A 3,735-nucleotide genomic window follows, 5' to 3' on the forward strand; every position below is an offset into this window, starting at 1 on the left:
TTGATTTGCATAGGCCTAGTTCAGTGCGCCTATTTTTTAGTGGTAGAGTAACAATAAATTCATTTTTTATCTTGACTCTTTACCACTATGCTTTATTGTTTTAAATCCTCAATAATTTCAGAAGCTGTATCCATTACACGATCTGCATTAGGAAGATACAACTGCTCTAAATTCGAGGCAAATGGCACGGGGGTATCTGGTGCGCAGATACATTTAATAGGACCATCGAGGTAATCAAATGCTTTATCTCCGACAACTGAAGCAATATCAGTCGCTGTATTATTATGCGGGTTTGCTTCGTCAATTATAGCTAAACGACCCGTTTTTTTAATTGATTCGATCACTGTATCTTGATCCCAAGGTGAAACTGTCACAAGATCAATGACTTCCACAGACACGTTCTCTTCTTCTAATTTTTCGGCTACATCTAAGGCGACATAAAGCATCTTTCCGATTGTAACAATGGTTAGATCTGTGCCTTCACGTTTTACTTTAGCTTTGCCAATTTCTACTTTATAGTAGTCTTCGGGTACGTCTTCTTTAGTTCCTAAAAGTGTTTTATCTTCTGAAAAAACAACCATATTATCTTCTTCAATCGCCGAAAGCATTAATCCTTTGGCGTCATAGGCGTTTGATGGAACAACAACTTTAACTCCCGGGATGGAACCAAACAAACCATAATATGAACCGGAGTGTTGAGCTGCGGCTCCTGCACCAGCCCCATGAGTCGTGCGAATAGTTAGGGGAACTTTAGCTTTACCACCAAACATATAACGCATTTTTGAGCCTTGCGTTAAGATGGTATCAAGACAGTAACCAATAAAGTCGTTAAACATTAATTCCGCTACAGGACGTAATCCAGTAGCTGCAGCACCGACAGCCGCCCCCATATAACCGTTCTCAGCAATTGGCGTATCCATTACTCGCTGGCGACCAAATTTCCCCATTAAACCACTAGTTACTCCAAAGACACCACCAAAGGCGTCCTCATTTTCTTCCAAGTGTTCCACCGTTGCGCCACCAGATTGGTCCTCACCAATCAAAAATACATTTTCATCTTTGTCCATTGCTTGTTCTAAGGCTTCATTTATTGCTTTCATCATAGTGATTTGTCTAGCCATATTACTCTCTCCTTTATTAATTATTCAGCAAAAACATCTTCATACAGTGATTCTGGCTCAGGAATTGAGCTATTTTCAGCAAAATCAATTGCTGCTTGTACGTCTTCTTCTGATTGTTTATTGATGTTTTCCATCTCTTTTTTGCTTAATAATTTTTCTTTAAGGGCATAGTCTTTAAACTCTTCAACAGAATTACGATCAGCTAATTCTTTTTCTTTTCCTTCAGGTGCTTTATACTTTTGTTCGTCTCCTTCAAAGTGCCCATTATCACGATAAGTCAAACATTCAATCAATGTAGGCCCATTCCCTTTACGAGCACGATCAATAGCTTTTCCTGCTGCTTCATATACGGCAACAACATCTTTACCATCGACGGTTTCACCAGGAATGTCATAAGCAACTGCTCGTTCTGAAATTGTCTCAGTACTTGAAGCGTATTGATGCGGCGTCCCTTCACCGTACATATTGTTTTCATTGACAAAGACAACCGGTAGTTTCCAAATAGAAGCAAGGTTTAAACCTTCATGAAAACTACCCTCATTGGATGCTCCGTCACCAAAGAAACATACGGCAACATCTTTAGTTTTCAAATATTGATTACGCAATCCAGCACCAGTTGCTAAAGTTATACCGCCACCAACAATACCATTGGCACCAAGCATTCCCTTGTCGATATCAGCGATATGCATGGAACCACCCTTACCTTTACCCAAACCAGTTTTTCGACCTAAGATCTCTGCCATCATCCCATTTAAGTCACAGCCTTTAGCAATACAATGTCCGTGACCACGGTGTGTACTCGTAATTGAATCATCTTCTGATAAATGGGCACAAACACCAGTCGCAATAGCTTCTTCACCTGCATACAAATGAACAAAACCTGGAATATTGCCATCTGCGAAAAGTTCTTTAACCGAAGCTTCAAAATGCCGAATATCTTCCATCTTTTGCAATATCCATTTTGCACGTTCTTTATTTATTTTTTTCATATAAAATTCCTCCTCTTATCCGTGAATAGCTTGATCAATGATACTGTTTGCTTCTTCCCCAATAGCTTCAGATAATGTCGGATGAGCAAAAATTGTGTCAGCTAATTCATCAACGGTTCCTTCAGATTCCTTGACTGCTAAAATCGTATGAATCATTTCTGTTGCATGACTGCCAACTACCACTGCGCCTAAAATTTGCTGGTACTTCTGTTCACTAATAATTTTGACAAAACCTTCTGTTTCTGCAGAAGCTAGCGCTTTACCATTTCCAGCAAAGGGAAAGCTTTTGACGGTCACATCATAGTTTTCTTTTGCCTCGTCTTCACCTAAACCAAAACTTGCAACTTCCGGGTCAGTATATAAACAACGTGGGATCATATTTTGATCAACTGGATAGGTTGCTCCTCCACAGACTGCTTCTACTACACGTAATCCTTCCGCACTTGCAGCATGTGCTAATTGAAAACCTCCTATCATATCTCCAATAGCATAAATTCCCTTTTTACTGGTTTGATAGTGCCGATCTACTTTAACAAAGTGTCCTGCTTCATCTAACTCCAAATCTAACTGTTGTGGAACTTCCAAGTTTGCTTGTCTACCAGTAGCGATTAATAACTGATCAAAATATTTTTTTGTTCCGCCTGACAATACAACAGCATCTTTTTCCACTTTCTCTATTTTGGCTTGAACAGTTACATCGATTTCCATTTGCTGTAATTTCTTCTTAATTGTTTGTCTAGCTACGCTATCTTCTGTTAATAAAATATCCGAAGCAACTTCAATTAAATTTACTTTCACACCTAAAGGCTTCATGGCAAATGCTAATTCAACAGCAACTATACCACCACCTATCACTGTTAATTCTTTTGGTAATTCTTCCAGGTTAAAGAACGTGTCAGTTGTTAAATAATCTGCTTTATCAACTTCATTAATTGGAGGGATAAATGGATGACTCCCACAAGCTAAAAGTAGGTTTGTATAGCTAATTTTTTCTCCATTTACAAACAGTTGTTGCTCTTGATCAAACGAAGCTAGTCCTTCGATATAATCGACTTTATTTTTTTGAAATAACTGTTTGATTCCCCCTTGTAAAGTTTGTATAACTTGATCTTTTCGCTGGACCATTTTAGCAAAATCAAGTGTTTCCTTATTGACCTGTAGACCATATTGATTAGCTTGCTCTGCAGATAAAATCCACTGTGCATGCGTTAAATAACTTTTTGATGGAATACATCCTACGTTCAAACATGCTCCGCCGATATCTTTTTCCTCGATCACTGCTGTCTTTTTCCCTTTTTGCGCTGCTTTAATCGCACTTACATAACCACCCGGACCAGAGCCTATGACAACCAAATCATAATTTGCCATTCTTGCTAAACCTCCTTTTGCTAAATTGTTAAAATTTCAATGCTCCTTTACCACCTTTCATTTATATAAACGCAACTTTTGTGCCAACCAAAAAAAGGGTTAGAAATAAGTTTTATTTTTCACAAATAAAAGCCGATTTTTTATTAAAAAAACTAGAAAACTATTATATAATGCCTACTGAATAATTGTGAACTTTGAAAAAAAGCTAAAATAAACTGTCCGATTTTTTATTTGTTTACTCTTGAAGTTGCTAGACA

3 protein-coding genes are annotated in these 3,735 nt (G+C 38.0%); all 3 read right to left on the reverse strand.

All coding sequences use genetic code 11. From position 1 onward, the window contains the following. Positions 1-92 precede the first annotated feature (92 nt). From G577_RS0110090 to lpdA, 3 genes are read right to left on the reverse strand one after another with little or no spacing between them, the layout of a single operon-like run. Positions 93-1,121 (reverse strand): alpha-ketoacid dehydrogenase subunit beta, encoded by a 1,029-nt coding sequence (locus G577_RS0110090; RefSeq protein WP_028791060.1) that lies wholly within the window; start codon positions 1,119-1,121, stop codon positions 93-95. 20 nt (positions 1,122-1,141) lie between these two features. After that, positions 1,142-2,110, reverse strand: coding sequence for a thiamine pyrophosphate-dependent dehydrogenase E1 component subunit alpha (locus tag G577_RS0110095; RefSeq protein WP_028791061.1), 969 nt, complete (start codon positions 2,108-2,110; stop codon positions 1,142-1,144). A 15-nt stretch (positions 2,111-2,125) separates the two neighbouring features. Continuing rightward, positions 2,126-3,478 (reverse strand): dihydrolipoyl dehydrogenase, encoded by a 1,353-nt coding sequence (gene lpdA, locus G577_RS0110100; RefSeq protein ID WP_028791062.1) that lies wholly within the window; start codon positions 3,476-3,478, stop codon positions 2,126-2,128. Positions 3,479-3,735 lie beyond the last annotated feature (257 nt).

It is taken from the genome of Tetragenococcus muriaticus DSM 15685, assembly GCF_000423785.1.
Taxonomy (GTDB): Bacteria; Bacillota; Bacilli; order Lactobacillales; family Enterococcaceae; genus Tetragenococcus; species Tetragenococcus muriaticus.